22 protein-coding genes and 1 pseudogene are annotated in these 25027 nt (G+C 71.2%); 16 read left to right on the forward strand and 7 right to left on the reverse strand.

From position 1 onward, the window contains the following. Positions 1 to 16: 16 nt before the first annotated feature. The 3 genes from trmB to GA0111570_RS15550 form a co-directional block, all read right to left on the reverse strand. Positions 17 to 754 (reverse strand): tRNA (guanosine(46)-N7)-methyltransferase TrmB, encoded by a 738-nt coding sequence (trmB, locus tag GA0111570_RS15540; RefSeq protein ID WP_092613416.1) that lies wholly within the window; start codon positions 752 to 754, stop codon positions 17 to 19. Beyond that, positions 754 to 1167 carry a hypothetical protein gene (locus GA0111570_RS15545; protein ID WP_092613418.1) on the reverse strand — a complete coding sequence of 138 codons (414 nt, stop codon included), beginning with the start codon at positions 1165 to 1167 and terminating at the stop codon, positions 754 to 756. The genes trmB and GA0111570_RS15545 overlap by 1 nt, the downstream gene beginning before the upstream one ends. Before the next feature lie 77 nt (positions 1168 to 1244). Beyond that, positions 1245 to 2528 (reverse strand): citrate synthase, encoded by a 1284-nt coding sequence (locus GA0111570_RS15550; RefSeq protein WP_092613420.1) that lies wholly within the window; start codon positions 2526 to 2528, stop codon positions 1245 to 1247. A gap of 294 nt (positions 2529 to 2822) precedes the next feature. Here GA0111570_RS15550 and rplM point away from each other — a divergent pair, with 294 nt between their 5' ends. Genes rplM through glmM form a run of 3 tightly spaced genes read left to right on the forward strand, consistent with a single transcriptional unit; the run spans position 2823 to position 5206 of the window. Then, positions 2823 to 3266, forward strand: coding sequence for a 50S ribosomal protein L13 (gene rplM / locus GA0111570_RS15555; protein WP_092613422.1), 444 nt, complete (start codon positions 2823 to 2825; stop codon positions 3264 to 3266). Positions 3267 to 3292: 26 nt separating this feature from the next. Then, complete coding sequence (gene rpsI, locus GA0111570_RS15560) at positions 3293 to 3820, forward strand: 30S ribosomal protein S9 (RefSeq protein ID WP_092613424.1); 528 nt, start codon at positions 3293 to 3295, stop codon at positions 3818 to 3820. Between the two features lie 27 nt (positions 3821 to 3847). After that, the gene (glmM, locus tag GA0111570_RS15565; protein ID WP_092613426.1) at positions 3848 to 5206 is read left to right on the forward strand and encodes a phosphoglucosamine mutase; all 1359 of its coding nucleotides are present in this window, start codon (positions 3848 to 3850) and stop codon (positions 5204 to 5206) included. A 15-nt stretch (positions 5207 to 5221) separates the two neighbouring features. On the opposite strand, the gene coaA is transcribed toward glmM, so the two are convergent. Then, positions 5222 to 6202 carry a type I pantothenate kinase gene (coaA, locus tag GA0111570_RS15570; RefSeq protein ID WP_092613428.1) on the reverse strand — a complete coding sequence of 327 codons (981 nt, stop codon included), beginning with the start codon at positions 6200 to 6202 and terminating at the stop codon, positions 5222 to 5224. 160 nt (positions 6203 to 6362) lie between these two features. Here coaA and glmS point away from each other — a divergent pair, with 160 nt between their 5' ends. Genes glmS through alr form a run of 4 tightly spaced genes read left to right on the forward strand, consistent with a single transcriptional unit; the run spans position 6363 to position 11223 of the window. Continuing rightward, entirely contained in the window at positions 6363 to 8207 is a 1845-nt protein-coding gene (gene glmS, locus GA0111570_RS15575) for a glutamine--fructose-6-phosphate transaminase (isomerizing) (RefSeq protein WP_092613430.1), read from the forward strand. 8 nt (positions 8208 to 8215) lie between these two features. After that, positions 8216 to 8575 carry a holo-ACP synthase gene (locus tag GA0111570_RS15580; protein WP_092613432.1) on the forward strand — a complete coding sequence of 120 codons (360 nt, stop codon included), beginning with the start codon at positions 8216 to 8218 and terminating at the stop codon, positions 8573 to 8575. Positions 8576 to 8599: 24 nt separating this feature from the next. Beyond that, the gene (locus GA0111570_RS15585; RefSeq protein ID WP_092613434.1) at positions 8600 to 10027 is read left to right on the forward strand and encodes a bifunctional ADP-dependent NAD(P)H-hydrate dehydratase/NAD(P)H-hydrate epimerase; all 1428 of its coding nucleotides are present in this window, start codon (positions 8600 to 8602) and stop codon (positions 10025 to 10027) included. A gap of 35 nt (positions 10028 to 10062) precedes the next feature. Beyond that, positions 10063 to 11223 (forward strand): alanine racemase, encoded by a 1161-nt coding sequence (alr, locus tag GA0111570_RS15590; protein ID WP_092613436.1) that lies wholly within the window; start codon positions 10063 to 10065, stop codon positions 11221 to 11223. A 190-nt stretch (positions 11224 to 11413) separates the two neighbouring features. On the opposite strand, the gene GA0111570_RS15595 is transcribed toward alr, so the two are convergent. Beyond that, positions 11414 to 12544 carry a glycosyltransferase family 4 protein gene (locus tag GA0111570_RS15595; protein WP_092613438.1) on the reverse strand — a complete coding sequence of 377 codons (1131 nt, stop codon included), beginning with the start codon at positions 12542 to 12544 and terminating at the stop codon, positions 11414 to 11416. Positions 12545 to 12937: 393 nt separating this feature from the next. On the opposite strand from GA0111570_RS15595, the gene GA0111570_RS18165 reads away from it, so the two are divergent. The 8 genes from GA0111570_RS18165 (at position 12938) to GA0111570_RS15635 (ending at position 22643) form a co-directional block, all read left to right on the forward strand. Continuing rightward, positions 12938 to 15319: a DEAD/DEAH box helicase gene (locus GA0111570_RS18165; RefSeq protein ID WP_245703249.1), complete on the forward strand. Its 2382-nt coding sequence runs from the start codon at positions 12938 to 12940 to the stop codon at positions 15317 to 15319. A 124-nt stretch (positions 15320 to 15443) separates the two neighbouring features. After that, positions 15444 to 16421: a tRNA (adenosine(37)-N6)-threonylcarbamoyltransferase complex ATPase subunit type 1 TsaE gene (tsaE, locus tag GA0111570_RS15605; protein WP_092613440.1), complete on the forward strand. Its 978-nt coding sequence runs from the start codon at positions 15444 to 15446 to the stop codon at positions 16419 to 16421. Continuing rightward, a complete protein-coding gene (gene tsaB / locus GA0111570_RS15610; protein WP_092613442.1) occupies positions 16414 to 17121 on the forward strand; it encodes a tRNA (adenosine(37)-N6)-threonylcarbamoyltransferase complex dimerization subunit type 1 TsaB in 708 nt (235 codons plus the stop codon). The genes tsaE and tsaB overlap by 8 nt, the downstream gene beginning before the upstream one ends. Next, a complete protein-coding gene (locus GA0111570_RS15615) occupies positions 17118 to 17693 on the forward strand; it encodes a GNAT family N-acetyltransferase (RefSeq protein ID WP_245703251.1) in 576 nt (191 codons plus the stop codon). The genes tsaB and GA0111570_RS15615 overlap by 4 nt, the downstream gene beginning before the upstream one ends. 7 nt (positions 17694 to 17700) lie before the next feature. Beyond that, the gene (gene tsaD / locus GA0111570_RS15620; RefSeq protein WP_092613444.1) at positions 17701 to 18762 is read left to right on the forward strand and encodes a tRNA (adenosine(37)-N6)-threonylcarbamoyltransferase complex transferase subunit TsaD; all 1062 of its coding nucleotides are present in this window, start codon (positions 17701 to 17703) and stop codon (positions 18760 to 18762) included. Between the two features lie 293 nt (positions 18763 to 19055). Next, positions 19056 to 21011, forward strand: a complete 1956-nt coding sequence (locus tag GA0111570_RS15625) for an ATP-binding protein (RefSeq protein WP_092613446.1) — start codon at positions 19056 to 19058, stop codon at positions 21009 to 21011. A 79-nt stretch (positions 21012 to 21090) separates the two neighbouring features. Further along, positions 21091 to 22167 (forward strand): lactate/malate family dehydrogenase, encoded by a 1077-nt coding sequence (locus GA0111570_RS15630; protein WP_092613448.1) that lies wholly within the window; start codon positions 21091 to 21093, stop codon positions 22165 to 22167. Next, positions 22164 to 22643, forward strand: a complete 480-nt coding sequence (locus tag GA0111570_RS15635; protein WP_092613450.1) for an ACT domain-containing protein — start codon at positions 22164 to 22166, stop codon at positions 22641 to 22643. The genes GA0111570_RS15630 and GA0111570_RS15635 overlap by 4 nt, the downstream gene beginning before the upstream one ends. A 24-nt stretch (positions 22644 to 22667) precedes the next feature. Here GA0111570_RS15635 and GA0111570_RS15640 read toward each other — a convergent pair whose 3' ends face one another. Together GA0111570_RS15640 and GA0111570_RS15645 are read right to left on the reverse strand one after the other, a co-directional pair. Beyond that, positions 22668 to 23870: an SPFH domain-containing protein gene (locus tag GA0111570_RS15640; protein WP_092613452.1), complete on the reverse strand. Its 1203-nt coding sequence runs from the start codon at positions 23868 to 23870 to the stop codon at positions 22668 to 22670. Positions 23871 to 24404: 534 nt separating this feature from the next. Further along, complete coding sequence (locus tag GA0111570_RS15645) at positions 24405 to 24596, reverse strand: hypothetical protein (protein WP_139283284.1); 192 nt, start codon at positions 24594 to 24596, stop codon at positions 24405 to 24407. A gap of 225 nt (positions 24597 to 24821) precedes the next feature. Between GA0111570_RS15645 and GA0111570_RS15650 the strand changes: the two are divergent. Beyond that, positions 24822 to 25027, forward strand: a pseudogene (locus GA0111570_RS15650) (transposase family protein); the annotation flags it as partial.

Genomic DNA, 25027 nt, shown 5'->3' on the forward strand with positions numbered 1-25027 from the left:
GGGGCCCGCTGGCGGGTCAGGAGGCCCGGACGTAGACCAGGTCCCGGATGGTGCGGCCGGCGTCCAGGCCGCGCTGCTCGAACCGGGTGACGGGACGCTCGTCGGGGCGCGGTGCCCAGCCGCCGGTGTCGGCGTACGCGTTGACCAGGTCGGTGCGGTCGTCCAGCACCTCCCGCATGTGCACGGCGTAGTCCTCCCAGTCAGTGGCCAGGTGCCACGAACCGCCGGGACGCAGCCGGTCGGCGATCAGCTCGGCGGTGGTGGGGTTGACCAGGCGACGCTTGTGGTGGCGCGCCTTGTGCCACGGATCGGGGAAGAACGTGATCAGCCGGTCCACACTGCCCGAGGGGATCCAGTGCCGCAGGGCGTCGACACCGTCGACCTCGGCCAGCCGGACGTTGCCGAGCCCCTCGCGGGCGACCAGGCCGAGGGCGCTGGCCACGGAGGGCTTGAACACCTCGAAGCCCAGGTAGTTGACCTCCGGGTGGCGGCCGGCGATGGCCACGCAGGCCTCACCGTTGCCTGTGCCGATCTCCAGCCACAGAGGTGCCGTACGACCCCAGACCACGTCCTGGTCGAACAGCTGGCCGTCCGCCACCGACGTCGAGGTGGCCCGGTGGGCCAGCGGCACCACCCAGGTGGCGTGGTGGGCGTCCCAGTTGCGGACCTGCGACTCGCTCATCCGCGTGCTGCGGCGGACGAAGGAGACGATCTCGCGGTGGGCGTGTGGCAGCGGGGAGGCCGGACCCGGCATCAGGCGCTCTTCTTGCGGTAGGGGTTGGCCCGGGGCTTGCGGGGGCGGTGGGCGGCCTCCTTCTGCCGGGCCGCCCGCTCCTCGCGGCGCAGGGCCGCGGCCATCTCCTCGGCCTGGCGCTCGGCGGCCATGGCGGCGGCGGTGGCGCTTCCGGCCCGTCGGGAGATGGCGCGCAGCACCTGGGCTCGCAGGAACATCATCACGACCAGGGTCACGGCGAACCAGAGGAAGGACCAACCCCAGCTGCCGCCGACCTGCATGCCGAGGGCTCCGGCACCGGCCGAGACCGCGGCGACGATCCACAGGCTCAGCTCCTTGACCACCTTCGCGCGGGTGCTTCCCCTCCGGAAGATCTCGGCGGGGGAGAGGTCGCCGAGGGACTTGTCGTCCGGGTCATCGGTTCGAGAGGCCATGGGGCCCAATTTACGGCCCGGTGGACGTCCCCGTGGACCGGTCCGCCGTCGGTGGCGGCCCGGTCCACGGGTCGGCCTCAGCCGCGCTGGTCCAGCGGGACCACCGCGCGGCGCGGGTGCCCGGTGTAGATCTGCTTGGGGCGGACGATCTTCTGCTCGGAGTCGGTCACCTGTTCGCGCCACTGGGCCAGCCAGCCGGCGGTCCTCGGGATCGCGAACAACACGGTGAACATCTGCGGGGAGAACCCCATCGCCTCGTAGATCAGGCCGGAGTAGAAGTCCACGTTGGGGTAGAGGCGGCGCTTGACGAAGTACTCGTCCTCCAGGGCGATCCGCTCCAGCTCCAGCGCGATCTCCAGCAGCGGGTTGACGCCGGTCACCTCGAACACGTCATGGGCGGTGTTCTTGATGATGCGGGCCCGGGGGTCGTAGTTCTTGTAGACCCGGTGGCCGAAGCCCATCAGGCGGGCGCCGCCCGCCTTCACCCCGGCGATGAACTCCGGCACCCGGTCCTTGGTGCCGATCTCGCGCAGCATCCGCAGCACCGCCTCGTTGGCGCCGCCGTGCAGGGGGCCGAAGAGGGCGCCGATGCCGGCCGAGACGCTGGTGTAGGGGCCGTTGCCGGAGGAGGCCACGGTGCGCACGGTGGTGGTCGAGCAGTTCTGCTCATGGTCGGCGTGCAGCATGAAGAGCACGTCCATGGCCCGGACCAGCCGGGGGTCGGGGCGGTACTCGCGCTCGCCCATCTTGAACAGCATCCGCAGGAAGTTCTCCACGTACGGCACGTCGTCGACCGGATAGACGAACGGCAGGCCCTCGGAGTGGCGGTAGGAGAAGGCGGCCAGGGTCGGCATCTTCGCGATCAGCCGGCGGATCTGCAGTTCGGGGCGGTGCTGCTCGTCGCTCTCGCGGGACTCCGGGTAGAAGGTGTGGAACGAGCTCACCGCCGACATCAGCTTGCTCATCGGGTGGGCGTCGTAGGGGAAGGCGTCGATCAGCTTCTTCACGTTCTCCGGGATGAACCGGTGGATCGTGATCTCCGCCTCCCAGGCCGAGAGCTGGGGGGGAGTAGGTAGCTCTCCGTAGACCAGCAGGTAGGCGACCTCGAGGTAGGTGCAGTGCTCGGCCAACTCGTCGATGGGGTAGCCGCGGTAGTCCAGGATCCCCGCGTCGCCATCGATGTAGGCGACCGAGGAATGGCACACTGCGGTGTTGAACATGCCGGGGTCGAAGGACACCAGCCCTTGGCCCGCCGCGTCCCGGACGGCATAGAGGTCCTTGGCGCGGATGGTGCCGTCGGTGATCGGCAGCTCGTACGTCTCACCGGTGCGGTTGTCGCGGACAGTCAGTGACTCTTCCATGGCTGCACGATAGGGTGGGGTCCGGTGAGGTTATGGCGGGGGTACGCCCGCACGCCGCCGGGTGGGATGCTAAAAGTGCGTAGGCCTATGCGCGCTGGCGGGAGCCCGCTGGTCGGTGGTACGCCGGCCCGTTTTGACCCGGGACGCGTACGAGGGTAACCTATTCCGATGTTGCGCTTGGCGACGCCATGCCATGGTGCCTGTGCCCCGGATCCCGGGTGTGTGTGGGCCGTGGCGGTCCGGCCGCAGTGCGCAGAGTAACGTTCAACTACCTAGTGGAAGTGGTCCCCGACCGTGTCTACGTACAGCCCGAAGCCCGGCGAGATCGAGCGCCATTGGCATGTCATTGATGCCGAGGGTGTGACCCTCGGCCGCCTCGCCGTGACCGCCGCGACCCTGCTGCGCGGAAAGCACAAGGCGACCTTCGCCCCCCATGTCGACGGCGGCGATTTCGTCGTTGTCATCAACGCCTCCAAGATCCGCCTGACGGGCAAGAAGGCCACCGACAAGATGGCCTACCGTCACAGCGGTCAGCCCGGTGGCCTGCGCGCCGTCCCGTACGGCGAGCTGCTCGAGAAGAACCCGCGCAAGGCGGTCGAGCTGGCGACCTGGGGCATGATGCCCAAGAACCGCCTGAGCCGGAAGCTCATCCAGAAGCTCAAGGTCTATGGCGGCCCTGAGCACCCGCACGCGGCGCAGAATCCGCAGCCGTATGAGATCGTCCAGATCGCCCAGTGACCGTCTGATTGCCGAGGATCAACCAAGTGTCTGAAAACGTCGCAGAGACCACCGAGACCGTCGAGGAGATCGCCCCCTTCACCGAGGGTGACCGCGAGATCGCCTACCGCTCCGAGGGTGAGGGTGCCGAAGGCTCCGTCGCTCCTGGTGAGCGCCAGGCCATGATTGCTCCCGGCATGGCCACCGGCCGTCGCAAGGAGGCCGTCGCCCGAGTGCGGATCGTGCCGGGTACCGGTCAGTGGTCCCTGAACGGCCGCACCCTCGAGGACTACTTCCCGAACAAGATCCACCAGCAGCTGGTGAACGAGCCGTTCGTCGTTGCCGGGGTCGAGGGCGCCTATGACGTCATCGCCCGCGTCCACGGTGGTGGCCCCTCCGGCCAGGCCGGCGCCATGCGTCTGGGTGTGGCCCGGTGCCTCAACGGCGTCGACGCCGAGGCCAGCCGTGCGGGTCTGAAGAAGGCCGGCATGCTGACCCGTGACTCGCGTGCGGTGGAGCGCAAGAAGGCCGGTCTGAAGAAGGCCCGCAAGGCTCCCCAGTACTCGAAGCGCTGATCACGGCCCTGCGGGGTCGGTCGCGCCATGGGGCGTCTCTTCGGCACGGACGGCATCCGCGGACGTGCGAACCAGGACCTCACCGCTGAGCTTGCGCTCGACCTTGCGGTGGCCGGGTCCCGGGTCCTCACCGAGGACACCGGTGACCGCCGCCGCAAGGCGGTCGTGGGTCGCGACCCGCGGCTCAGCGGTGAGTTCCTGGAGTGCGCCGTGGTCGCCGGCTTGGCGAGCACCGGAGTGGACGTGGTCCGGGTCGGCATCCTGCCGACCCCGGGCCTGGCCCACCTGGTGCAGGCCAGTGGCGCCGACATGGGCGTGATGCTCACGGCCAGCCACAACCCGATGCCGGAGAACGGCATCAAATTCTTCCGCAGGGGCGGGCTCAAGCTCGACGACGCCACGGAGGACGCGATCGAGCAGCGCATGCTCCAGCCCTGGCGGCGCCCGATGGGCGTCGCCATCGGTCGTGTGATGGATTCTCCCGGAATGGTCGAGGACTACGTCCACCACCTGATCAGCTCCGTACGCTCCGCAGCGGGGGAGAAGGTCTCCCTCGTCGGACTCAAGGTCGTGCTCGACCTGGCCAACGGCGCCGGCCACCGGACCGCCCCCGCCGCCTTCCGCCAGCTCGGCGCCGAGGTCGTGGTGATCAACGGCAAGCCCGACGGCACCAACATCAACGACCGCTGCGGCGCCTCCCACCCGGCCGAGCTGCAGCGTGCCGTCCTGGAGCACGGCGCCGACCTCGGGATCGCCCTGGACGGTGACGGCGACCGCTGTATCGCCGCGGCCGAGGACGGCGACATCGTCGACGGCGACCAGATCATGGGCATCCTGGCCCTCACCATGCAGGAGCGCGGCCTGCTCGCCCACGACACCCTGGTCGTCACCCAGATGAGCAACCTCGGTCTCGACCATGCCCTTGCCGAGCACGGGATCCGCGTCGTCCGCACCGCGGTCGGCGATCGCTACGTCTTCCGGGCGATGCGCGAGGGCGGCTACAGCCTCGGCGGCGAACAGGTCGGACACATCATCGTCCCGGAGTTCGCGACCACCGGCGACGGGACCCTGACCGGACTGCTGCTGATGACCGTGATGGCCGACCTCGGGGCTCCGCTGTCCGAGATGGCCTCGTTCGTGCACCGGCTGCCACAGGAACTGATCAACGTGCCCGAGGTGGACAAGTACCGGGTCGAGACCGATCGCGAGGTCGTGGCTGCACTCGAGGCGGCCAACCGGGTGCTCGGGGCCGAGGGGCGCGTGCTGCTGCGGCCCTCGGGCACCGAGCAGATCGTCCGCGTCATGGTCGAGTGCACCGACGCGGACCGGGCCCGGGCCGTGGCCCAGGGGCTCGCCCAGGTGGTCCGGGAGCGCCTCGCGCTCTGAGCGCCCGTCGGCGGTTCAGATCTTGCGGATCCGGACCCACTTCACCTCGTGGTTGGACCCCTTGCGCAGGATCGCCGTCGCCCGCGTACGGGTCGGGCGGATGTTCAGCGCGAGGTTGGGGCCGTTGATGGTGTCCCAGATGTCGGCGGCCTGGCGCATCGCCGCGTCCTCGCTCATCTGGGCGTACCGGCCGAAGTAGGACCGCGGGTCACGGAACGCGGTCTCCCGCAGCGACATGAACCGCTCCAGGTACCAGGTCCGGATGTCCTCGGAGTCGGCGTCGACGTACACCGAGAAGTCGAAGAAGTCGCTCAGCGTCACCTCGGCGGTGCCGTCGCGGTGCACCCGCGCCGGCTGCAGCACGTTCAGGCCCTCGATCACCACGATGTCGGGGCTGCGCACGACCAGCCGCTCGTCCGGGACGATGTCGTACGTCAGGTGCGAGTAGACCGGGGCGGAGACCTCCGGGCGGCCGGACTTGACGTCCATCACGAACCGCAGCAGGGCCCGGCGGTCGTACGACTCGGGGAAGCCCTTGCGGTGCATGATGCCGCGGCGGATCAGTTCCGCGTTCGGGTGCAGGAAACCGTCGGTGGTGACCAGTTCCACGTTCGGGTGGTCCGGCCAGTTGCGCAGCAGTTCGGTCAGCAGTCGCGCGGTGGTGGACTTGCCGACCGCCACAGACCCGGCGATCCCGATCACGAACGGGGTGCGCTTGACGTCCAGGTTGAGGAAGGCGTTGGTGGCCCGGTACAGGTTGCCCCGGTGGCGGAAGTGCAGGCTGAGCAGCCGGGTCAGCGGCTGGTACACCTGCACCACGTCCTGCATCGAGGTGGGGTCCCCCAGGCCGCGCATGCGCTCCAGCGTCTCCTCGCTCAATGGCGAGGGGAGGGCGTTGGCCAACTCGGCCCAGTGCTCCCGGGAGCGGTGCACGTACGGGCCGAGCTGCTCCAGGCGCCCTGGACCGCGATCGCTCGGCGGAATGGGGACGGACATGCGCCCATTCTGCCGGTTCCGGCCCCGCACCGGTGGCCCGGCCATTTCGCGGCCCGGTGCCGCGCCGTTCCGGGGCCCGCTGGCAGGACACTCCGGGTGCGGTGCCATTCACCACCCGACGCGGCCGGTGGCCAACCGCCTGTCGACTAGGCTGTCCCCCATGTGTGGAATCGTTGGTTATGCCGGGCCCCGCAGCGCCCGTGAGGTAGTGGTGGAGGGGCTGCGCCGCCTCGAGTACCGCGGGTACGACTCGGCCGGGGTGGCCGTCGTGTCCGACGGGAGGATCTTCTCGGACAAGCGCTCCGGCAAGCTGGTCAACCTGGAGATGGCTCTGGAGGAGCACCCGCTGCCCGAGTCCGGCACCGGTATCGGGCACACCCGGTGGGCCACCCACGGCGGACCGACCGACGCCAACGCCCACCCGCACCTTTCGCAGGACGGCCGCGTCGCCGTCGTGCACAACGGCATCATCGAGAACTTCGCCGAGCTGCGCGCCGAGCTGGTCGCGCAGGGCATCACCTTCCTGTCCGAGACCGACACCGAGGTCGCCGCGCAGCTGCTCGGCGTCGAGCTGGCCAAGGGTTCGGACCTGACCACCGCGATGCGTACGGTCGCCAACCGCCTGGAGGGTGCGTTCACCCTCGTCGCCGCCGACGCGCAGCAGGCCGGCAAGGTCGTCGCAGCCCGCCGCAACTCCCCGCTCGTGGTCGGGCTGGGCGAGGGGGAGAACTTCCTCGCCTCCGACGTTGCCGCGTTCATCGAGCACACCCGCGAGGCGCTCGAGCTCGGCCAGGACTCGATCGTCGAGATCACCCCCGACTCCATCACGGTGACCGACTTCGCCGGCAACCCGGCCGAGGCCAGGCAGTACCACGTGGACTGGGACCTGTCGGCCGCCGAGAAGGGTGGCTTCGACTGGTTCATGCGCAAGGAGATCTACGAGCAGCCGCGCGCGGTGGCCGACACCCTGCTGGGCCGCCACACCGAGGACGGCTCGCTGACCCTGGACGAGATCCGGATCCCCGAGGCAGAGCTGCGCACCATCCAGAAGATCATCATCATCGCGGCCGGTACCTCGTTCTACGCCGGCATGGTCGCCAAGTACGCGATCGAGCACTGGTGCCGGATCCCCTGTGAGGTCGAGCTGGCCTCCGAGTTCCGCTACCGCGACCCGATCGTCGGCCCGACCACGATGGTCGTCGCGATCTCCCAGTCCGGCGAGACCGCCGACACCCTGATGGCGATCCGCCACGCCCGTGAGCAGCACGCCCGCGTGCTGGCGATCTGCAACACCAACGGCTCGACCATCCCGCGCGAGTCCGACGCGGTGATCTACACCCACGCCGGCCCCGAGATCGGCGTCGCCTCGACCAAGGGCTTCACCACCCAGCTGGCCGCCTGCTACCTGCTCGGCCTCTACCTGGCGCAGGTCAAGAACACCATGTTCGGCGACGAGATCGCCTCGGTGATGAAGGAGCTGGAAGGCATCCCGCCGCTCATGCAGCAGGTGCTGGACGACTCCCAGGTCGTCGTCGACCTCGCCGCGCGCCTGATCGACCAGCCCTCGGTGCTGTTCCTGGGCCGCCACGTCGGTTACCCGGTCGCCCTGGAGGGTGCGCTGAAGCTGAAGGAGATCGCCTACCTGCACGCCGAGGGGTTCGCCGCCGGCGAGCTGAAGCACGGCCCGATCGCGATCATCGAGGAGGGCATGCCCGTCTTCGTCGTGGTCCCGCCGCGCGGCCGCGACCAGCTGCACGAGAAGGTGATCTCCAACATCCAGGAGGTCCGTGCCCGCGGCGCCCGACCGATCGTGCTGGCCGAGCAGGACGACACGTTCGTGGAGCAGTTCGCCTCGACCGTGATCCGACTGCCCAAGGTCTCCACCATCCTGCAGCCGCTGGTCGCGATCATCCCGCTGCAGATCTTCGCCTGCGAGCTGGCCACCCAGCTGGGCCACGACGTGGACCAGCCGCGCAACCTGGCCAAGTCCGTCACCGTCGAGTAGTCCACGCGATGGCCATTCTCGGGATCGGTGTCGACGTGTGCGAGATCGCCCGGATCGAGGAGATGCTGCTGCGTACGCCGGGGCTGGTGGACCGGCTGTTCAGCGAGGACGAGGCCCGGCACCGGCCGGCCTCGCTGGCCGGTCGGTTCGCCGCCAAGGAGGCGTTCGCCAAGGCGCTCGGCTCGCCGGGCGGCCTGGTCTGGCGCGACTGCGAGGTCCGCAAGACCGCCGACGGCGCGCCCTACTTCGTGACCAGGGGAACGGTCGCGGACCTGGAGGCGCGCCTTGGCGTGACCCGTACCCACCTGTCGATGTCCCATGACGGAGGGATCGCGACGGCCTTCGTCGTCTGCGAGGATGGCCACTAGGGGAGGAAGCGCCAGGAGGTAGCCGTGCAGCTCGTACACAACGTCGCATCGATCCGTGCCGCCGAGGAGGAGGCCTTCGCCCGTACGGCGGAGGGCGAGCTGATGGAGCGCGCCTCCGATGCGCTGGCCACCAGCCTGCTGCGCGACCTGGGGCACACCGACGGGACCTGCCTGCTGGTCCTGGCCGGCCCCGGCGACAACGGCGGCGACGCCCTCTGGGCGGCTGCCCGCCTGGCCGGCCGGGGTGTACGCGTCTGGGCGCACCAGGTGGTCGAGGGGAGCGTGCACCAGGCGGCCTGGCAGGCCTGTATCGGGGCCGGCGCCGTCCCGGTCGACCTGGAGGCGGCCCTGCAGCTGGTCGAGCGCGCGGACCGCGTCGTCGATGGCGTCTACGGGATCGGCGGGCGTCCGGGCCTGTCGGGTGGCGCCGCGGCGCTGGCGGAGGCCTGCGAGCGGACCGGAACGCCGGTCACCTCCGTCGACATCCCCTCGGGCCTGGCTGCCGACGAGGCGGGCGACCACACCTCCTTCCGCGCCGAGCGGACGGTCACCTTCGGCTGCGCCAAGCCGTGTCAGGTGATGCAGCCGGCCGCGGACCGGTGCGGGCAGGTCGACGTGGTCGACATCGACCTGCACTGGGGGGCCCTGGCGGAGCTCGGCGAGCCGCTGATCCGCCGCTGGGAGGCCGCCGACGTCGCCGCGCACTGGCCGGTCCCGACCGTACGGTCCGACAAGTACTCCCGCGGGGTGGTCGGGATCGACGCCGGTTCGGCCACCTACCCGGGCGCCGGCGTGCTGGTCGCCCACGGTGCCGCGTACGCCGGCTGTGGGATGGTCCGGTCCCTGGGGTCCCCGGAGGTGGCGCGCGCCGTCGTCCAGGCGATCCCCTCGGTGGTGACCGCGCCCGGCCGGGTGCAGGCCTGGGTGGTCGGCTCGGGCTGGGGCGACCGTCGCGACGGGGCCGCCCGGCTGGCCGAGGTGCTGGAGGACGACGTGCCGGTGCTCGTCGATGCCGACGCCCTGCGCCATGTGGACGGGGTCACCCTGCGACCGGACTGCCTGCTCACCCCGCACGCCGGTGAACTGGCCGGCATGCTGGGAGTCCAGCGCTCCGAGGTGGAGGCACACCCGATCGAGCACGTCCGGATGGCCGCGGACCGGACCCAGGCCACCGTGCTGCTGAAGGGCGCGACGCAGTACGTCGCCACGCCGGGGCAGTGGTCGGTCGACGTGGCCGTGCCGGGCCCGGGCTGGACCGCGCAGGCAGGCTCGGGCGACACCCTGGCCGGGGTCTGCGGCGCGTTGCTGGCCGGCGGCCTGCCGGCCGCGGAGGCTGCGATGGCCGCGGCCTCGTTGCAGGCCCTCACCGCCGCGGCCGAGCCGCCGCTGCCCCCGCACGCCTTGGCGATGCGCTTCGGCGACACCCTGCGCCGGTTGCTCCCTGGCCGGTGACCGGCGGCCCCGCGCAGAGGCGGCACAATACGCGTATGACTTCCGCCGGTCCCACCATCGATCCGCAGACCGCCAGCGCCGTGGTCGACCTGACCGCCCTGCGGGCGAACATCGGGGCCGTCGCGGCGCTCGTCGCCCCGGCCGACGTGATGATGGTGGTCAAGGCCGATGCCTATGGCCACGGCATGCTCCCGTGCGCCGCGGCGGCGCGCGAGGCAGGCGCCTCCTGGCTCGGCGTGGCCACCCCCGGTGAGGCCCTGGCGCTGCGCGCCGGCGGCGACACCGGGCGCATCTTCTGCTGGCTGTACGGGATCGACGAGGACCTCACCGCCCTGGTCGACGCCGACGTCGACGTGTCCGCGTCCACTCCCGGGCAGGTCAACACCGCCGTCATCGCCGCCGCGCACACCGAGCGGACCGCCCGGCTGCACCTGAAGATCGACACCGGCCTGTCTCGCAACGGCTGTACCCCCGAGCTCTGGCCCGAACTGGTCGCCGCCGCCCTGGAGGCCGAGCGCGCCGGGGCGGTGGAGGTGGTCGGGGTCTGGTCGCACTTCGCCTGCGCCGACGAGGTCGGCCACCCCGGCAACGCCGCCCAGTTGGAGCTCTTCGACTGGGCCGTGGAGCAGGCCCGGGCCGCCGGCCTGCGCGTGCCCGTGCGCCACATCGCCGCGTCCGCCGCAGCCTTGAGCCTCCCGGAGAGCCGCTACGAGATGGTCCGGCTCGGCATCGCCGGCTACGGGATCGACCCGGCCGACGGAAGCCTGGCCGCCGATGCCGGCCTGGAGCTGCAGCCGGTGATGACGCTGCGGGCCCAGCTGGTGCACCGCAAACAGGTCTCGGCCGGGACCGGTGTCTCGTACGGCTACCGCTGGCGGGCACCGGAGGACACCGTGCTCGGCCTGGTCCCGCTGGGCTATGCCGACGGGCTCCCGCGGCACGGGGCGGGCCGGTTGGAGATGGCCGTCGGGGGACGGCGGGTGCACCAGCGCGGCAGCGTCTGCATGGACCAGGTGATCGTCGAGCTGGGGCCCGGGGCGGCCGACCAGATCGGCGACGAGGTGGTGCTGTTCGGTGCCCCCAGCGAGGACGGGACGGTCCCGACCGCCTCGGACTGGGCCCGCTGGTGCGGAACGATCGGCTACGAGATCGTCACCCGGGTCGGGACGCGGGTGCCGCGGGTCCACCGCGGCTGAGCTGCGGGGAGTCGGGGCTGGGAGTGCCGGGCTTCGGGGCGGCGGTGCGCTGGGTGCTCCTGTACTGATTCCCAACGGGAGCCGCCGATCGACGCAGCTCCGTCACGGCATCACGTCGATCGGGCGGGGCCGTTGGGATTCAGTACAGGGCTCGACGGCCCAGGAGTGGTGGGCCAGCCCGGGAGCTGCCTCAGGCGTTGGCGCGGCTGCGCGCGTCGACGATCGCTTCCTCGTAGTGCATCAGCAGCTCATCGCACAGGCTGCGCCAGGTCCGGTCCTTGACCGAGAGGCGGGCCTCGCGGCTGAACGCGGCGCGCTTGCGGTCGTCGCCGACCAGGTCGCGGACGTGGTGGCGCATCGAGGCCAGGTCACCGGGGGCGTAGAGCCAGCCGGTGCGCGAGGAGTTCACCAGGTCGATCGGACCGCCCTTGGCCGGCGCGATCACCGGCAGCCCGGAGGCCATCGCCTCCTGGATCGACTGGCCGAAGGTCTCCAGCTCGCCCGGGTGCACGAACACGTCCATGCTCGCCATCACCCGGGGCAGGTCCTCGCCGGTCAGCTGGCCGGTGAAGTGCGCGTTCGGCAGGGTGGAGCGCAACTCCTTGCGCAGCGGCCCCTCGCCGACCACCACGAGCCGGGTGTCGGGCAGGTCGGCCAGTGCCTGGAGGTCACCGATCTGCTTCTCCGGCGCGAGCCGGCCGACGCAGCCGATGATCCGCTCCCCGTTCGGGGCGATCGTACGGCGCCACTCCTCGTCGCGCTTGGCCGGATCGAACCGCTGGGAGTCGACGCCGCGGGCCCAGAGCCCGACGCGCGGGATGTGGTGCTGGACCAGCTGGGTGCGGGCGTACGTGGAGGGGGCCAGCGTCATCGTGGCGATCGAGTGGATCTGGCGGACCCGCCACCACAGGAACGTCTCGGCGCCGGAGAACCCGTAGCGGCCGGCGTACGAGGGGACGTCGGTCTGGTAGATCGCGACGATCGGGATGTTCAGCCAATTGGCGGCGAGGGCGGCGCGGTGGCCCAGGGCGATCGGCGCGGCCAGGTGCAGCACGTCGGGGTGGAAGTCCTCCAGCAGTCGTTCCAGCCGGAGCTGGGTGGTGCCGGAGACGCGGACGTCCTGGTAGCCGGGCAGGCCCACGGCCGCTACCGGCACGACGGGGAAGCCGGCGTACTCGTCGGGCTCACGGCCCTGGCTCGCCGGGGCGATCACCATCGCCTGGTGCCCCTCGTCCCGCAAGTACTCCAGCACTCGCATCACCGAGTGCGTCACGCCGTTCACCGATGGGAGGAAGGACTCCGTGAAAATCGCTACCCGCACGCGCTTTTCCTTTCCTAGGGACCTTCGCCCACTGTGCGCCGGGCAGGTGGCCGAACGGTGACGTACGGCGACAGCTCGGCCAATTCGGCATGACAAGAGGGCTAACGACTCCGTACGTTGTCCATACTACGAGCCTTGCGCAGGGTGACTGCGCCACCGTGCCGCCGGTTGCCGCCGGATTGGGAACAAGCGGGGTCCGCGTTGTAGCATGAGTCACCCCGGTTGTGCAGTGCAGTCCGGGACGTAGACGCCCAATGTCGGGCGCATGGGCACGTCTTCCATATCCCCGGACCATCCGGGTGCGCTCGGCCGAATCACGGCCGGCGAATGCCGAACCTGATGACGCGCCTATCTAGGCAGGACCACGATCGGTCCGGAAACGAGTCATCAACCGTGCCCTACAACGACCATGCCCCCAAGTCCGGCGGCCCCCGCAAGGCCAAGAGCTTCAAGGCCGACGGCACCCCCAAGAAGCGGTGGACCACCGACGAGCGCTCCGCTCGCGGTCACGGCCCCCGTTCCCGCGGCGGCCAGCGCGACACCGATTCCCGCGGCGGCCAGCGCGACACCGATTCCCGCAGCTTCTCCCGCGAGGACCGCGGCCAGGGTCGTACGTCCGACCGTGGCCCGGAGGCCTACAGCGGTGACGGCCGCAGCTACGGCGACGACCGCCGCCAGGCCGCTGCCCAGCGCCGGGGCGGCACCGACCGTCCCGCCGGCGGCAACCGCTACGGCAACGACCGCGGTGGCAACGACCGCGGCGGCTACGCCAAGAAGTCGACCGGCCGCTTCAACCGCGACGACCGCCCGAGCTACAACCGTGACGACCGTTCCCGCGACGACCGTCCGGCGTTCAACCGCGATGACCGGCCGCGCAACGACCGTCCGGGCTACAACCGTGACGACCGGCCGCGCAACGACCGTCCGGGCTACAACCGTGACGACCGTTCCCGCAACGACCGTCCGGGCTTCAACCGTGACGACCGGCCGCGCAACGACCGTCCGGGCTTCAACCGTGACGACCGTTCCCGCGGCGACCGTCCCGGCTTCAACCGCGACGACCGTCCCCGTGACGACCGCCCCAGCTACAACCGCAACGACCGCGACGACCGCTCGCGTGGCGATCGCCACGAGGGCACCGGCTCCTCCTTCGGCCGCTCCCGTGCCCCGTACGGCTCGCGTCCGACCTACGGTGGCGCCTCGCGCGGCCAGGACGGCGCCACGCACGGCTCCTACCAGGACCGCCCGAAGAAGAAGGCCTGGGGCCGCGACGTCGATCCGGAGCGCGACATGCGCCCCCGCGAGGATCGTCCCCGTCGTGAGGAGCGTCGCTTCGACGACCGTCCGCGCCGTGACAACGCCCGCTTCGACCGCAACGACCGGCCCGAGCGCCGGGACGACCGCGAGGACGGCCCGCTGGACACGATGGATTGGCAGGAGGCCGAGGAGGTCGCCGTCGACACCTCGACCGTGACCGGCGCCAACGGCTTCGCCCAGCTGGGCGTGCCCGCCGAGCTCGTCGCCGTACTGAACCAGAAGGGCATCACCGACCCGTTCCCGATCCAGAAGGCGTCTATCCCCGACGCCCTGGCCGGCAAGGACGTGCTCGGTCGCGGCCGTACCGGTTCGGGCAAGACGCTCGGCTTCACGCTGCCGCTGCTGGCCCGGATCCACCAGACAGCCAAGGCCGACGGAACCTTCCGCAAGCCGCAGGCGATCATCCTCGAGCCGACCCGCGAGCTGGCCATGCAGGTCGCCGACGTGCTGTCCCCGCTGTCGCGGGCGCTCGGCATGCGTTCCCTGCTGGTGGCCGGCGGCATGTCGTACGAGCCGCAGCGCCGTGCGCTGTCCCGTGGCGTCGACGTGATCATCGCGACCCCGGGCCGCCTGATCGACCTGATCGAGCAGGGTGCGGCCGACCTGTCCGATATCCAGGTCACGGTTCTCGACGAGGCCGACGAGATGGCCGACATGGGCTTCATGCCCGAGGTCACCCGGATCATGGACGAGACCCCCTCCGAAGGCCAGCGCCTGCTGTTCTCCGCGACCCTGGACAAGGGCGTCGACGGACTGGTCAAGCGCTACATGCACAGCCCGAAGGTGCACGAGGTCGACTCCAGCAACGCGACCTTCACCACCATGGAGCACCACCTGGTGCTGGTAAAGCCGGAGCACAAGGCCCCGATCACCGCCGAGATCGCCAACCGCGAGGGCAAGACGATCGTCTTCGCCCGTACCCAGAAGGGCGTCGACCGCATCTCCGGTGAGCTGCGCGAGGCCGGCGTGATGGCCGGTGGCCTGCACGGCGGCCTGACCCAGGGCGCCCGCGCCCGGGTGATGGCGGCGTTCAAGGATGGCACCATGCCGGTGCTCGTCGCGACCGACGTCGCCGCCCGCGGCATCCACGTCGACGACGTCGGCCTGGTCCTCCAGGTCGACCCGCCGGCCGACTCGCGCGACTACACCCACCGTGCCGGACGTACGGCCCGCGCCGGCTCCGAGGGCATCGTGGTGTCGCTGATCCTGCCGCACCAGCGCAAGCAGAGCCTGCGCCTGGCCTACCAGGCCGGTGTCCAGGACAAGGCCCGCGAGGCCCGTCCGGACGAGGAGTGGCTGTACCGCGCGACGGGGGCCCGCAAGCCCTCCGCCGAGCCGATCGAGGAGTCCGAGTACGAGGCGCTGATCGCCCCGAAGCAGCAGCCTCGCAGGGGCGGCGGTCGTCGCTTCGGCGGCAACAAGCCCTTCAACCGCGGTGGTCGTCGCTTCCGCGACTGATCACCACCGACCCGCGACCCGCGGGCTGCACCTCGCAGCCCGCGGGTCGCGCGGCTAGCATGGGACGTCGGTCCGACTGTGCGGGGCGTACGATCCCGCCGCCGTGAACCCGAAGGAGTCCCGCATGAGTGCTGAGCCACAGCTCGACCTCGCCCTCGCGACGGAGGTCGATGCCCCCGCGCTGGTCGAGGTGATCCGTACGGCGTTCGGTGCCCGCCGAGCGGCGGGACCGCCACCGGCCGCGATGTCGGAGACCGAGGAATCGGTCGCCCGCGCGCTGCGCGACGGCTTCGGGATCATCGCCCGCGTCGACGGCCGCCCGGCCGGCGCCGTCCTGGTCGGGATCCACGTCGACGTCGACAGCGACAGCCCTGCTGCGGTGGCGACCTGGCACCGGGTCAGCGTGCACCCCGACTTCCAGCGCCACGGCATCGCCACCTCGATGATCGAGACGGCCGAGGAGATGGCCGCCCTGCGCGGCTGCACGTACGCCGAGCTCGGCGTCCGGATGGAGTTCCCCGAACTGCTCGCCTGGTGGACCGCGCTGGGCTACGAGGTGCTCGGCCGCGGCGACAAGCTGCTGCGGGTCGGCCGGGAACTCCCCGTCGCCTTCCAGGTCCCCACGGGGGACGACATGCACGCCCTGGGGGAGTGGATCGCCCGCGTGGTGCGGGCCGGTGACCTGATCATCGCCTCCGGCAGCCTCGGCGCCGGCAAGACGACGTTCACCCAGGGCCTCGGCGCCGGGATGGGCGTCGAGGGCCCGGTGGTCTCGCCGACGTTCGTGCTGTCCCGGGTGCACCCGGCTGCGAACGGCGGGCCCACCCTGGTGCACGTCGACGCCTACCGGCTCGGCGACGGCGCCGAGCTCGACGACATCGACCTGGACGAGTCCGCGGCCGACGCGGTCACCCTGGTCGAGTGGGGCGAGGGCCTGGCCGAGCGCCTGAACAGCGACCGCCTGATGCTGTCGATCGAACGCTCCGGCGACCCTGACGACGAGACCCGCTTCGTCTTTTTCCGCGGCTTCGGCGAGCGGTGGGAACACCTGCACCGCCAGATCGAGATGGCCGCACCGATCGGAGGACTGCCCCGTGACTGAGACCACTCCCGCCCCGACCCCCGCACCCGAACGTGTCGTGCTGGCGATCGACACCGCCACCGACATCTGCATCGGCCTGGCCTCCGGCGACACCGTTCTCGCGGTTCGAAGGGAAGGTGACCGCCGCGCCCACGTCGAGCACCTCACCGCGCTGATCGCCGAGGCGTTGGCCGAGGCCGGCCTGGCGATGGCCGATGTCACCGACATCGTGGTCGGGATGGGCCCCGGCCCGTTCACCGGCCTGCGGGTCGGCATCGCCACCGCCGAGACCCTGGCCTGGGCCGGTCGTACGCCGGTGCACGGGGTCTGCAGCCTGGACGTGGTGGCGTACGAGCACGCCGAGGCGGCCCAGCCGACCGAGGACTTCGTCGTCGCGGCCGATGCCCGCCGCAAGGAGCTGTACTGGGCGCTCTACGCCCCAGACGGCACCCGGATCGGCCAGCCGCACGTCTCCGCCCCGGAGGCCCTGCCGGCCGCCGTGGTGATCGGGCCCGGCGCCGACCTCTACCCTGCGGTTAACCGTGGCCAGCGCTCCGAGGGTCCCCGCGCGATCGACCCCGGCCTGCTCGCGCGGGTCGGACTGGACCTGCCCGATGCCGGCGACCAGCCGCTGTACCTGCGCCGCCCCGACGCCGTCGCGCCGACCAGCCGCAAGTCCACCCTGGTCAGCCACAAGCGCCTGTCGATCGGGCGCCTGTGAGCCCCGCCCCGACCTCCGCCATCGCCCTGCGCCGCGCATCCGCGGCCGACCTGGCCGCCATCATGGACCTGGAGCGGACCGGCTTCGCGGCGCCCGAGCAGTGGAGTGAGGCGTCCTGGCGCGGCGAGTTGGAGGGCACCGACCGGATCGTGCTGGTCGCGGCCGTTCCTGCCGGATCGTCGACCACCGGCGCCGCGTCGGCCGAGGCCGCCCGGCCCGACGATGCACCGCACGGCCTGCTCGGCGTGATCACCTACCAGGTCGGTCCCGACACCGCCGACCTGATGCGCGTCGTCGTCGCCCCGGCCGCCCGCGGCCGCCGGGTCGGGCGCGCCCTGGTCCAGGCCGGGATGATGTACGTCCGTGGTCGCGGCGTGGAGCGGGTGCTGCTCGAGGTGCGCCACGACAACGCCCCGGCCATCGCCCTCTACACCGGCTGCGGCTTCAGCACCCTGGCCACCCGCACGAACTACTACGGCCCCGGGGCCGACGCCCTCGTCATGAGCGCCCCCGTGGAGACCGACCTTCCGTCCTTCCACTTGCCCCAAACGAAGGGAACCCGCCATGACTGAGCCCCGCGTGAGCGCGCCGCTGGTCCTCGGCATCGAGTCGTCCTGCGACGAGACCGGAGTTGGCATCGTCCGCGGCGACCAGATGCTCGCCAACGAGGTCGCCTCCTCGGTCGAGCAGCACGTACGCTTCGGCGGCGTGGTGCCCGAGGTCGCCTCCCGGGCGCACCTGCAGGCCATCGTCCCGGCGCTGGAGCGCGCCTTCGAGAAGGCCGGCGTCTCCCCGGACGAGCTCGACGGCATCGCGGTCACCTCCGGCCCCGGCCTGGTGGGCGCCCTGGTCGTCGGCATCTCCGCGGCCAAGGCCCTGTCACTGGCGTGGAACAAGCCGCTCTACGGCGTCAACCACCTGGTCGGCCACGTCGCCGTCGACCTGCTCGAGCACGGCCCGCTCGACCCGGACAGCCCGACGATGGCGCTACTGGTCTCCGGCGGCCACACCTCCCTGCTGCGGATCGGCAACCTGGTCGACGACATCGAGGAGGTCGGCACCACGATCGACGACGCCGCAGGCGAGGCGTACGACAAGGTCGCCCGCGTGCTCGGCCTGGCCTATCCTGGCGGTCCGGTGATCGACAAGGCCGCCCAGTTCGGCGACCCGACCGCGATCCGTTTCCCCCGCGGCCTGACCGCCAAGCACGACCTGGAGAAGCACCGCTTCGACTTCTCCTTCTCGGGCCTGAAGACCGCCGTCTCCCGCTGGGTCGAGACCGAGCAGGCTGCCGGCCGGGAGATCCCGGTCAACGACGTCGCCGCCTCGTTCCAGGAGGCCGTCGCCGACGTGCTCACTGCCAAGGCCGTCGACGCCTGCCAGCGCTTCGGTGCCACCACGCTGCTGCTCGGCGGCGGCGTCGCGGCGAACTCCCGCCTGCGCGGGCTGCTGGAGGAGCGTACGGCCGCGGCGGGCATCATCCTGCGCAGGCCCCGCCCGGGGCTGTGCACCGACAACGGCGCGATGATCGCCGTGCTCGGCGCCCAGGTGATCGCCTCCGGCGCCGCGCCGTCGCCGATCCTGCTCGGCGCGGACTCGGGCATGCCGGTCTCCCGGTCGTACGAGGCGCCTGCGGCCTGAGGCGTGCCTGTTCACCGACGTTCCTCACGTTGAGCGACGCTCACCCGGAACACCGACCGGATTGCGGCGGTCTTCGTGGTTAGCGTCGGTGCCTGCCCGGAGGTCGGTTCGGGTGCGGAGGTCGGTGCCTGCCCGGAGGTCGGTTCGTGTGCGGAGGTCGGTGCCTGCCCGGAGGTCGGTTCGGGTGCGGAGGTCAGTGTCTGCCGCGAGGTCGGTGCCGCTCCACGGACCAGCGGTCCGGCGTATTCTCGGGAGACAGCCGCATCGTCGCGGCGCTTCGGGAGGTCGTCGCGATGGGGATCCATGCGTTGCCGGTGGACCAGCGGATCATCGACATCGATTCGCGCCGCTTCGCCTCGATCGAGAAGGCCCTGGTCGAGCTGATCACCAACAGCGACGACAGCTACGCGCGCCTGGAGCAGCGGGGCATCCCCGTCAGCGGCCTGATCACCGTCAGCTACGAACGCCATCTCACCGGTGCGGTGCTCACTGTTGCCGACCAGTCCGAGGGGATGTCTCTGGACCGACTGCGCTCCGTGCTGTCGTACGGAGGGGCGCACAGCCTGCTGTCCCACGGCCAGGCGGCGGGGCGCGGCTACTTCGGCCGGGGGCTCAAGCAGGCCGTGTACGGCCTCGGGCACGGATGGGTCGAGTCCATCCACCACGGCCGGTTCGCTCGGGTGGACCTGTTCCGCACCGAGGAGGGGGCGTACGTCTTCGACGACTGGGACGCCGACCGTGAGGTGAAGGACCGGGACCGGACTCGTCTGGGCGTGCCCGCCGACGGCGAGGGCGACATCGGCGAGGGCAGCACCGGCGAGCCCACCCGGGGCAACGGCACCCTGGTCACCATCGTGGTGGAGAGCCCGGACGTGGTCCTGCCGTACTTCCGTACGCTCCTGGCGGCCCTCGGCCACAACGTCTACCTGCGCGACGTGCTGCGCCGGCGCCGGGTCGAGCTGGTTAACCGGCACGGGACCCACGCCACCGCCCCGCTGCGGCTCACCTATGAGGAGCCCGCCTCCGATCTGCTGGTCGGCCCCGAGGACCTGCGGTCGTTCACGTACGCCGGCACCACGTACGTGTACACCCTGACCCTGCGCCGGGCCGTCGCGAGCGAGCTGATCCTGAAGGGCGACGAACGGACCAACGGGCTGCTCGTGCTGTCCGGCACGGCGGTGCTGGACTGCCAGTTCTTCCGGTTCGAGAACCAGCTGGGCACCGAGTACCTGTTCGGGACCGTCAGCTGTCCGGGACTGGCGATGATGCTCGCCCAGGGTCATCCGGTGATCAGCGATGAACGGGAGGGCCTGAACCCCAAGGAGCCGTTCGTGGCGGCGTTCGCCGCCGCCGTCAGTGACGCGATCGCGCCCAGCGTCCAGAGCGAGCGCCTGCGCCTCAGCCACGTCGACCACGCATCCACCACGCGGCGCACCGCGGGGCTGATCGAGGAGGTGTTGTCGACGATGAACCGGGCGGCCGTCGACGACCTCGGCATCGTCCTGCCGCCCGGCCCCGGATCGGGCACTTACGGGCCGTTCCCCACCGGACGGCCGGCTGTCCTGCGGTTCAGCACCCCGTTCTACTACCGGACCGTGGGGCACCCGTTCCACGTGACGCTGGTCGTCGACCGGGACCAGGTGCTCGACCAGGACCTGTTGGAGTTCACGTACGACGTGCCCGCCACGATCGAGGTGACACCCGCACCGACGGCGATGCCGGTCGCGGACCTGCTCCCCGACGGACACTTCACCTGGACCGTCCTCGGCGAGGAGATCGGCGCCGACGGGCGGCTGACGGTGACGTGCGGGCCCTGGCGGGCCACCTGCGAGGTGGTGATCGCCGAACGCGGGTCCGGGCACGGGCTCGGCCGGGGCCCGAGCAGGACCGACGGATCGCGGCGGGGCAGCTGGGACCAGGACAACTCCACCGACATGTTCATCGGCTACGAGCTGCGCAACCTCACCAACGACATCGACCGGGCGGTGTACAGCCCCGAGGAACGGCTGGTGCTGATCAACACCGAGGCTCCGACCGTACGGATGTACATCGACGGGCGGGGGCACTTCCGCGACGGGGCCCGGCTGCTGCTGGCGGAGCTGCTCCTGGACGTGATCGCCGGCGAGCTGGCCCGCCGCTACGTCGACCGGACCCAGCAGAAGGGCAGCGCGCGGGCGTACAACCAGGCCAAGCACACGTTCGTCCGGCGGTACGGGCTGGACATCCACCGGATCATGGGCGGGGAGTAGCCGGCGTCGGCGCGGCCGCATCCGGGCCCGGCGCCGGCCCCGCAACCCGACCGTCACATGGTGTCCGTACGCTCTCCCCATGGATGTCGCGGTGATCGGTGCCACCGGTGCGGTGGGCCGGCAGGTGTGCACGCAGCTGATCGAGCGGCGAGCCCTGCCGACGACCGCACGGCTGCAGTTGGTCGGGCGCCGTGGCGGCCGGTCGGAAGCAGCCACGCATGGCTACCGGGCCGACCTGATCGACGCGTACGACGAGGTGGCGCCGCTGTTCGACGTGGCGCTCGACCCCGAGGAGGTCGTGGCGGACGTCGTGGTGGTCGCCTCCGGGGCCACCATCGCGACCAGGCCCGGTGAGTCGGTGGACCGGGCGGCGCTGGCCCGGACGAACCACGCCATGTTCGCGGCCTACGCGGACGCACTCGCCGAGCACGGGGCCGGTGACGAGGTCGTCATCGTCGTCACCAACCCGGTCGAACTCGGCGTGGCGACGATGGCCGCCCGGCTGGGCCGCCATCGCGTGATCGGCATGGGAGCATGGCTCGACACGCTGCGGTTCCGGCGCGAGATCGCCCACAGTCTGGGCGTACGTCGGCAGCGGATCGGCGGGTTCGTGGCCGGCCAGCACGGGGATGATGCGGTGCCGCTGTGGTCCTCGGTGCGCATCCGTGGCCTGGTGGAGGGGGAGCGGGCCCGTACGGTCGGGGAACTGCGCGGGGGGCGAGACCTGGCCGGCCTGCCGGGCGAGATCGCGGCGGCCCAGGCCCGGCTGCTCGCCGAGCGCGACTCCGGCCGGGCCTTCGCCATGGTGGAGACCTGGCCGCCGGATCTGCGAACCGTCACACGCCCCTGGCTGACGCACCAGTCCGGCGCCCGGACCGCGGTCGGGACAGCCAACGCAACAGTCGACCTGATCAGCGCGCTGGCCGAGGGCCGCGAGATCGTCATGGCCGGCCAGGTGGATCTGGCGGGAGAGGCCACACTCGCTGGACAGCGGGTGCACGGAGTGCTCGGTGTGCCGGTTGTCTTCGGCCCGGAGGGCTGGACCGACGTCCTGCTCGGCGAGCTGCCACCTGACGAGGACGCTCTGCTGGCGCGGGCCGCGCGCCGGATCGCCGCCGTGGTGGAACCGTTCATGCGGGACGGAGGTCGGCCATGACCGAGCAGGCCGCCGACCCTTCGGTCCCTCGCTCCTGGGTGGCGCTGGTGGAGTGCCTCGACCAACCCGGAGCCCTGATGGCGCTGGCATCGGTGTTCGCCGAACGCGGGGTGAATTTCACCTCACTCGCCACTGGGGCCCTGGACGGCCGCCCGGGCGCGATCTCGCTGACCTTCGTCGCCACCGCGCGCCAGTGCCAGGTCCTGCGCCGGGCAGCCGGGCGACTCACTGTGGTGACCTCGTTGGTGCTCCGGCCGTTCGACCACCCCGGGGCCCGAGCTGCCGGCGTGGTCAGGATGCCGCCCGGGATCGCCTTCCGGCCGCCCGCCGAGGTGGACGTGATGTGGTCGGGTGATTCAGCCGCCGGACAGCCGGTGCTGGTCGAGGGCACCCTGGCGGCGGTGGCGGCGGTCGCAGCGGCCGCCCGGGAGGCGGGGGCGCTGACCATCGGCACGGTCATCTCGGAGGTGCGCTGAGGCTGCGGACGAGGTGTCCAGTGATCAGACCTGCGGCGGCCGCTGCTGCAGGAACTGGTTGACCTGGTCCTGCAGGCGCTGCGGCAGCCGACCGGTGAACTGCTGGGCCGACTCGGGGAGCTCGTACTGGGCCGGGGCAGGCCGCGTATGCGGGGGCGCCGGCTGGGTAGGTGCCGCGGCCGGCTGCGGGCGCTGTTGGGCCGACTGCGCCTGGTAGGCCGCTTCCTGGCGGGCCTCGTGGGCAGCAGCCCGCTCGTCGGCCGCACGCTGGCGGCTCGCCTCCTGCTGGGCCCGGGCATCGCCGTCCCTGCGGGCCTGCTCGGACTCGTAGCTGGTCAGCAGGGACGTACGGATCTCGTTGCTCAGGTCGCCCAGGGCACCCGGGTTGGACGGCAGCAGCAGGACGTTGGAGCGCCCGTTGCGCGCGACGTCCTGCAGGGTGTCGAAGTACTGGGTCATCAGCAGCAGCTGCTCGGCCGTGCCCTCGATGCCGGCGGCGCGCAGCATCTCGTACTGCTCGGCGATACCGCTGGCGATCGCCTTGCGCTGGGCGGCGACGCCCTCGCCCTGGAGCCGCTTGGACTCGGCCTCGGCCTCGGCCTGGGTGACCCGCTTGATCTTGTCGGCCTGCGCCAGGGACTGGGCCGCGTCGCGCTCGCGCTGGGCGGCGTTGATTGCGTTCATCGAGTCGCGCACCCGCTGGTCCGGAGAGATGTCGGTGACCAGGGTGTTGACGATCCGGAAGCCGTACTCGGCCATCGACTGGGAGAGCCGCTGCTCGACGGTGTTGGCGATGTCGTCCTTGGACTCGAAGGCGGTGTCCAGGGTCAGCCCGGACAGGGCGGAGCGGACGGTGTCGAAGACGTACGAGCGGATCTGGTCCTCGGGGTCGGAGAGCTTGTAGTAGGCGTCGACGACGGCGTGCTGGTCCACGACGTACTGCACGGCGACCGGGATGGTGACGAAGACGTTGTCCTTGGTCTTGGTCTCGATGTTGACCTCGAGCTGCTGGACGCGCAGCGAGATCGGCTTGGTCAGCGCGTCGATGAACGGCGCCTTGACGTTGAGGCCCGGACCGGCGACCCGGAGGAACTTGCTGAACCGCTCGACGATCACGTTCTCCTGGGTGTGGACCTGGAAGAAGATGCTCGTCCGCAGTCCGCCGAACAGCAGGAACAGGACGACGAAGATGATGACGATCGTGAGGATGGTGCCGAGACCGAACACTATTTTGGGACCCTCCTGGGCAAGCGGGGACCGGGGTGCAGCCGAGGGGCGCAGGGGGTTCCCGGAGCAGTTCGGCAGCCGGTCATGGCCAGCCTAGCCCAGCAGGGGAGCAGGGCCCGGGGCGTCGTACGTGCGAGGTGGTGGGGAGGGGCCCTTGCCAAGGGGTGCGGTGGCAGGCGGATCGCCCGGGGTGCGTGGCATTCGAATCGCCCGGGGGGATCCAGAACCGTGGTTCCGGACCCCGCCGGGCGTCGATGTCCCCGGAGCTCCCCCCAGAACTTGTAGACCCAGAGACGACTCCGACGGTAGTCGAGCCCACGGACGATAAGTACAGATTGGCTGTACGGAAACGTACGGGACTGTCCGCGATCGGCCGATCGGCGTAGATCTGGGCCTCGCAGGGCTGGTGGCGGGCTCCGTACAGCGGCCCCGAGGAGCCGACGGGACGAGACATACGGTGGACCCGAGTCACCGCCTGGCGTCCCGCGCTCCGGGCGCGGCTCGTGGAGGGCCAGGACCGCGGCAGGAGGCCGCTCAGGTGCTCCAGGTGGAACTGAGTCGGGCGGCGGCGAACACCGTGCTGATGGCGTCCGGCGGTAGGACGGTCGGCAGCCCGAGGAGATAGCGGCGCAGCCGCTTGCGGTTGATGACGTGGACGTCCTCCGCTTGGGCCCGGATGGTCAGGTCCCCGGCGTTCACCGGGACCACGACGCCCTGCACGGGCACGTCGAACCCGGTGGCCCTTGCCAGCAGCTTCGCTGCGCGTCGGGCTTCGTGGCGGCTGTTGCGGACGTACGGCTGTCGGCTCCCATTGACGGCTGTTCGTAGTTGAGTGTGGTGGGTCGTTGACGCAAGGGCTCGTGGCCTTGCGCTGGGATGGGTGTTGCGAGACATCCGCCCAGAGAACAAGGACCACGAGCTGTGATCGAGCCTACGTGCTCGCAGCATGATGCTGCGAGCGTGATCTTCAACCTGCCCGACTACCACGTCATCGACGCGATCGACCTGCCCCTGGGCGGGAGACGGGTCGTCGTTCGGGCTGACACCATCGCCGATGCCTGCCCCGACTGCGGGGTCGTGTCCCAGCGGGTCCACGCCTGGTCCCGCCAACGGGTCCGTGACGTCGGGCATGCCGGCGCTCTGGAGGTCGTGGTCCT

Origin of the sequence: Raineyella antarctica (assembly GCF_900092135.1) — a bacterium.
GTDB lineage: Bacteria > Actinomycetota > Actinomycetes > Propionibacteriales > Propionibacteriaceae > Raineyella > Raineyella antarctica.

Excerpts from the sequence above, each read along its gene's own strand:
- GA0111570_RS15550 (WP_092613420.1), bottom strand. The coding sequence starts at position 2,528 with ATGGAAGAGTCACTGACTGTCCGCGACAACCGCACCGGTGAGACGTAC.
- coaA (WP_092613428.1), bottom strand. The coding sequence starts at position 6,202 with ATGTCCGTCCCCATTCCGCCGAGCGATCGCGGTCCAGGGCGCCTGGAG.
- GA0111570_RS15580 (WP_092613432.1), top strand. The coding sequence starts at position 8,216 with ATGGCCATTCTCGGGATCGGTGTCGACGTGTGCGAGATCGCCCGGATC.
- GA0111570_RS15630 (WP_092613448.1), top strand. The coding sequence starts at position 21,091 with ATGGATGTCGCGGTGATCGGTGCCACCGGTGCGGTGGGCCGGCAGGTG.
- trmB (WP_092613416.1), bottom strand. The coding sequence starts at position 754 with ATGCCGGGTCCGGCCTCCCCGCTGCCACACGCCCACCGCGAGATCGTC.
- glmM (WP_092613426.1), top strand. The coding sequence starts at position 3,848 with ATGGGGCGTCTCTTCGGCACGGACGGCATCCGCGGACGTGCGAACCAG.
- GA0111570_RS15545 (WP_092613418.1), bottom strand. The coding sequence starts at position 1,167 with ATGGCCTCTCGAACCGATGACCCGGACGACAAGTCCCTCGGCGACCTC.
- GA0111570_RS15635 (WP_092613450.1), top strand. The coding sequence starts at position 22,164 with ATGACCGAGCAGGCCGCCGACCCTTCGGTCCCTCGCTCCTGGGTGGCG.
- alr (WP_092613436.1), top strand. The coding sequence starts at position 10,063 with ATGACTTCCGCCGGTCCCACCATCGATCCGCAGACCGCCAGCGCCGTG.
- GA0111570_RS15625 (WP_092613446.1), top strand. The coding sequence starts at position 19,056 with ATGGGGATCCATGCGTTGCCGGTGGACCAGCGGATCATCGACATCGAT.
- tsaE (WP_092613440.1), top strand. The coding sequence starts at position 15,444 with ATGAGTGCTGAGCCACAGCTCGACCTCGCCCTCGCGACGGAGGTCGAT.
- glmS (WP_092613430.1), top strand. The coding sequence starts at position 6,363 with ATGTGTGGAATCGTTGGTTATGCCGGGCCCCGCAGCGCCCGTGAGGTA.